This window comes from Natrinema soli (assembly GCF_028618695.1).
Genome location: NZ_JAQIVI010000568.1, coordinates 1 through 4,824, shown reverse-complemented (window position 1 = coordinate 4,824; position 4,824 = coordinate 1). Strand labels below are relative to the sequence as shown.

The 4,824-nt window shown below is 65.0% G+C and carries 6 protein-coding genes and 1 pseudogene; 3 read left to right on the top strand and 4 right to left on the bottom strand.

Annotated elements, in window-relative coordinates:
* Positions 1 to 142 precede the first annotated feature (142 nt).
* Positions 143 to 445 carry a PadR family transcriptional regulator gene (locus PGX04_RS26700; protein WP_273741260.1) on the top strand — a complete coding sequence of 101 codons (303 nt, stop codon included), beginning with the start codon at positions 143 to 145 and terminating at the stop codon, positions 443 to 445.
* 20 nt (positions 446 to 465) lie between these two features.
* Here the strand turns inward: PGX04_RS26700 and PGX04_RS26695 are convergent, their stop codons facing one another.
* The 3 genes from PGX04_RS26695 to PGX04_RS26685 form a co-directional block, all read right to left on the bottom strand.
* Entirely contained in the window at positions 466 to 636 is a 171-nt protein-coding gene (locus PGX04_RS26695) for a hypothetical protein (protein ID WP_273741259.1), read from the bottom strand.
* Positions 637 to 733: 97 nt separating this feature from the next.
* A complete protein-coding gene (locus PGX04_RS26690) occupies positions 734 to 1,879 on the bottom strand; it encodes an acyl-CoA dehydrogenase (protein ID WP_273741258.1) in 1,146 nt (381 codons plus the stop codon).
* Between the two features lie 134 nt (positions 1,880 to 2,013).
* Positions 2,014 to 2,655, bottom strand: coding sequence for an SDR family oxidoreductase (locus PGX04_RS26685; protein WP_273741256.1), 642 nt, complete (start codon positions 2,653 to 2,655; stop codon positions 2,014 to 2,016).
* Between the two features lie 163 nt (positions 2,656 to 2,818).
* Between PGX04_RS26685 and PGX04_RS26680 the strand changes: the two genes are divergently transcribed.
* Together PGX04_RS26680 and PGX04_RS26675 are read left to right on the top strand one after the other, a co-directional pair.
* Positions 2,819 to 3,865, top strand: a complete 1,047-nt coding sequence (locus tag PGX04_RS26680; RefSeq protein ID WP_273741255.1) for a phytoene/squalene synthase family protein — start codon at positions 2,819 to 2,821, stop codon at positions 3,863 to 3,865.
* Between the two features lie 73 nt (positions 3,866 to 3,938).
* Positions 3,939 to 4,358 carry a thiol-disulfide oxidoreductase DCC family protein gene (locus tag PGX04_RS26675; RefSeq protein WP_273741254.1) on the top strand — a complete coding sequence of 140 codons (420 nt, stop codon included), beginning with the start codon at positions 3,939 to 3,941 and terminating at the stop codon, positions 4,356 to 4,358.
* 52 nt (positions 4,359 to 4,410) lie between these two features.
* On the opposite strand, the pseudogene PGX04_RS26670 reads toward PGX04_RS26675, so the two are convergent.
* Positions 4,411 to 4,824 (bottom strand): annotated as a pseudogene (locus PGX04_RS26670) (hypothetical protein); the annotation flags it as partial.

Genomic DNA, 4,824 nt, shown 5'->3' with positions numbered 1-4,824 from the left:
GCTGCTCGCGGCGGCCGCGCTCGGCGGGATCGGGTGGACGGTCGTCGCGACCGTCCGCCAGTCCCTCGAGCGCGACTGAGCCGGGACGTGCGAGCGGGAGAAAACCGTAACGCTCGAGCGTCTCTCGGACGCAACTCGAGGTATGAGCAAGTGGCTCCGGAGCGGTCGCCGTCGGGACGTCTGTTTCCTGCTCGCCGCGGCCGAGGAAGGCGAGCTACGCGGCCAGCAGCTGAAATCGCGCCTCGAGTCCCACTACGACGACCGGCTCGAGCCGAAGTCGTTCTACGGCTCGCTGTCGGCGCTGGTCGACGCGGGCTTCGTCGAGAAACGAACCGAGGGGCTGCACGACGTCTACGCGCTGACCGACGGCGGAGAGCGGCGGGTCAGAGAGCACTTCGAGTGGGTTCGAGGGTGTCTCGAGGACGGCGACGAGACCGTCGGGTAGGTCGTGGAGCACCGTAGCCGTCACTCGAGGGACGGGTTTCTGATGAGGCGGACGGCCACGTACAGCGGGATGGCGAACAACAGCCCGAAAAGTGGGACCATCGCGAAATCGACGTACTCGCCCTCAATTACGAACGTCATCACGATCAGCGTGTACGCGATGATCGCGAGGAACAGCTCAGTTCGGTCCATGCGCCCACTGCACGCTGGAATACTGTAAGCGTACTTTAATAGTGACGCCGGAACAAACGCTGCCGGCGACGGATCGCGGCGGCCGGCGCTCGAGAGGCTATTCCTCGAGCAACTGGTCGCCGATCGTGTTGCGCAGCACTTCGCTGGTGCCCTCGTAGATCTCGTTGAGCTTGGCGTCGCGGTAGAATCGCTGGGCGGCGAAGTCCTTGGTGTAGCCGTAGCCGCCGTGGATCTGGATTCCTTCGTTCGCGACCTCGCGGCTCACTTCGGAGGCGTAGAGCTTGGCCTGGGAGGCGTCCTTGATGTAGTCCTCGCCGCGAATCTTCTTGTCCGCGGCCTTGTGCATGAGCATCTTGGCGGCCTGGATCTTCGTGTCCATGTCCGCCAGCTTGTGCTTGATCGACTGGAACTCGCCGATGGGCTGGCCGAACTGCTCGCGCTCGGTGGCGTAGTCGCGGGCCTCCTCGAAGGCCGCACGGGCGATGCCGACCCCCCGGGCGGAGATCGTAATTCTGCCGCCGTTCAGGGTCTTCAGCGCGTGGACGAAGCCCTCGCCCTCCTCGCCGAGCCGGCGCGATTCCGGGATCCGAAGGTCGTCGAACCGGAGTTCTGCCGTCGGACAGCCCTTGTCGCCGAGCTTGTCCTCCGTCCCCTCGACGATGAAGCCGTCGTCCTCCTCCGGACGGACGATGAAGGAGGAGATGCCCTTGTTGCCCGCGTCGGGATCGGTTTTCGCGAAGAGCGTGACCGTATCGGCCACGGAGCCGTTCGAGATCCAGAGCTTGCCCCCGTTGATGACGTACTCGTCACCGTCCCGTTCGGCGACCGTATCCATCGCCGGCACGTCGCTGCCCGCGCCCGCCTCCGAGAGCGCGAACGCGCCGATGTCCTCACCGGCAGCCAGCGGCGTCAGGTACTCCTCCTTCTGGGCGTCGTCGCCGAACTCGTAGACCATGTTCCCCGCTAGCGAGGTGTGAGCGGCGACGATGGTTCCGATGCCGCCCGATCCTCGAGAGATTTCCTCGAGGCCGATCGCGTAGGAGTGATAGTCTAGTCCGGCACCGCCGTACTCCTCGGGGAACGGCATCCCCATCAGGCCGAGGTCGGCCATCTCGCCGACGAGGTCGGCGGGGAACTCGTCCTCGTGGTCGATCTCGTCGGCGACGGGGACGATCTCCTCGTCGACGAACTCCGAGACCATCTCTCGAATCTGTTGCTGCTCGGCCGAGAGCGCAAAGTCCATACCACGGGATTCGGGACCTCGCTCCTTTATTGTTCTCTCTCGGGTGAATTCGTCTCGAGACGGTGTCACGACGGCTGGAACGGAGTACGGACTCGAGCGGCTCGTCCCGCAGGTAACTCACCGGTTACGTCTTCTCAGGACGAGCCGACCGCTTCGAGCGCCGCCTCGATCGACTCCTCGCCCGAGAGGATCTCGAACGTCTCGCCGGAGACGGGCTCGAAGTCGATCGCGGTCACGAGCGTTCGGGCGACGTCTTCGCGAGGGATATCACCGTCACCCAACTCGAGCCCCTCTCCGGCTCGAATTTCGCCGGTTCCGGGTTCGTTGGTTAGCTCGCCCGGCCGAACGATCGTATAGTCGATACCGCTGTTGCGGAGGTATTCGTCGGCCTCGGCCTTGGCAATCAGGTAGTCCCGAAGCGCCTCGGGTCCCGATTCCGGGTCGTCGGCACCCATCGAACTGAGCATGACGAACCGGTTGACGCCGGCGTCGCTCGCCGCATCGATCAGATTGATCGCGCCGTCGCGGTCGACGCCGTAGACGTCCTTGCCCCCGGAGCCGGCCGCGAAGACGATGGCGTCACAGCCCTCGACCGCGTGGTCGACGTCTTCGGTCAGGTCCGCGACGACCGGCTCGCCGCCCAGTTCCGCCATCTCGTCTGTCTGAGACTCGTTGCGGACCATCGCTCGAGCGGTGCGATCGCTCGCGCCGAGCAGTTCCGTCACGTGCTGTCCGACCTGCCCGTGCGCGCCGGCGATGAGTACGGATTCGGTCACGATCCCGGCTTCGCGTCGCTCCGTGATACCGGTTTTGTCGGGAGTCGCCGGGTCGCAGTGGATCGCGTCCGCGGTCGCTGGCTCCTTCGTTTGGCCATCGATCGGAAGAGCACGCCGCGACCGCGGTGTTTTTCCCCGATGGTCACCAAACTAACTCGAGTAGATGACCACGGGCCAGCCCGAATCCCCCACTGACGCCGACCTCGAGTGGTGTTACGACGCGGTTCACGGCGTTTCGCGGACCTTCTCGATTACGATCGACCGGCTCGAAGAGCCGATGTCGAGACACATCTGTGTCGGCTATCTCCTCTGTCGAATCGCCGACACGATCGAAGATGCGGGCCACATTCCGCCGGACGCACAGACCGAACTGCTCGCGACGTACGATCGGCTGCTCGATCCGAACGCGGGCGGCTCCGTCTCGGCGTTCATGGACGACGTCGAGCCGTGGATTCCCGAGGAGCGAACCGACGACTGGGACGTCGTCGCCGAGACGCCCCGGGTCCTGCGGACGTTCGAATCGCTCGAGGAGGAGCCCCGCGAGATCATGCGCGAACCGGTCCGCGAACTCGTCGACGGAATGGCGATGTTCACCGACCGTTACGCGAGCGAGGGCGGGTTGCGCCTCCAGACGATCGAGGAACTCGAGGAGTACTGCTGGTACGCCGCCGGCACCGTCGGCACCCTGATCACCGGACTGGTCGCCCGCGGCACGTCGCAGGAACGGGCCGACGAGATGCGGGGGAACGCGCGCTCGTTCGCGCTCCTCCTTCAGCTGGTCAACATCGCGAAGGACGTCGAGTCCGATTACCACGACGAGAACAACGTCTACCTCCCCGCCGAGTGGCTCGCGGCGGAGGATGTCGACATCGAATCGGTGACCGACGAGGACCACCACGGCGGCGTCACGAACGTCATCAAGCGGGTGACGAGCCGCGCCGAACGCTACCTCGACGACGCCCACCGCTACCTCGAGGTCGTGCCCGAACACCACGGCAACCGACTCTCGGCGTGGGCGATTCCCTACCTGCTCGCGGTCGGTACCCTCCGCGAACTGCGCGAACGCCCCGAGGACGTCGTCCGCGAGGGCGACGTGAAGGTGTCTCGAGCGGAGGTGTTCGCCCTCCTCCAGCAGTTCGAGAACGGCGTCCCCCGCTCGCGATTGGACGAACTTCGCGCCACGATGGCCGAGCAGCCACTCCACCAGTAGCAACGACCGATGAGACGCGAGCAGCCGGGGATCGACATGTTGACTTTGGACCAGTTCTAACGATCGAACAGCAATGAGTTCGGATATCCCGGACGGGCCGATCGTTCTTTTCGACGGCGTCTGCAACCTCTGTAACGGGTTCGTCCAGTTCATCCTGCCCCGGGATACCGACGGAACGTTTCACTTCGCCTCGCTCCAGTCCGATATCGGCACGGCGTTGCTCGCCGAACACGGGTTGGCGACCGACGAACTCGAGTCGATCGTCCTGATCGAGGGCGAGGACTGTTACGTGAAATCCGACGCGGTCATCCGCATCGCGCGGCTCCTCGGCGGCGTCTACGCCCTGTTGGGCCCGTTCCGATTCCTCCCGCGTCGGCTCCGGAACTGGGCCTACGACTTCGTCGCCGCGCGGCGATATCGCTGGTTCGGCGAGAAAGAGCAGTGTGCCATGCCGCCAGCGGACGTGGACGTGAACGCTCGGTTCCTCGAGTGACACATCAGAACGCAGAATGGCCCGAGAGTATCGTTCTCGAGGCTACAACTGTTCATTCGCGGTTGCCGGCGAGATATCGACCAACCAGCACGAGTGGATATCCGAACAGTCCCACGACGGTGATCCACGGGATGAACAGGAGGAACACGAACGCGATCGACCAGACGCTCACGGCGGTCATGGGATACACGAACGCGATCACGGAGCTGGGGACGAGCGCGACGACCGCCAGGATAGCTGTCGGTGTCCGGCCGCGCTCGAACGCGTAGCCGATCGGCAGAAACAGCGCGGTGGCGAACCCGAAGAGAAGCGGCAACGGGTACGCCACCGCGCCGGCGAGCAGCCGGGTGTAGCCGATAGCGGCGACCGTTGCGAGCACCGCGAGGCCGACCAGTCCGCGCGTCTCGAGTCGCTCACCGAGTCGGACGGCGACGGTCCCCAGCAGTGCGTATCCGAACCCCAGCGA

Bases quoted from the DNA above. Each gene is read 5' to 3' on its own strand.
- PGX04_RS26675 (WP_273741254.1), top strand. From the start codon at position 3,939: ATGAGTTCGGATATCCCGGACGGGCCGATCGTTCTTTTCGACGGCGTC.
- PGX04_RS26680 (WP_273741255.1), top strand. From the start codon at position 2,819: ATGACCACGGGCCAGCCCGAATCCCCCACTGACGCCGACCTCGAGTGG.
- PGX04_RS26695 (WP_273741259.1), bottom strand. From the start codon at position 636: ATGGACCGAACTGAGCTGTTCCTCGCGATCATCGCGTACACGCTGATC.
- PGX04_RS26700 (WP_273741260.1), top strand. From the start codon at position 143: ATGAGCAAGTGGCTCCGGAGCGGTCGCCGTCGGGACGTCTGTTTCCTG.
- PGX04_RS26690 (WP_273741258.1), bottom strand. From the start codon at position 1,879: ATGGACTTTGCGCTCTCGGCCGAGCAGCAACAGATTCGAGAGATGGTC.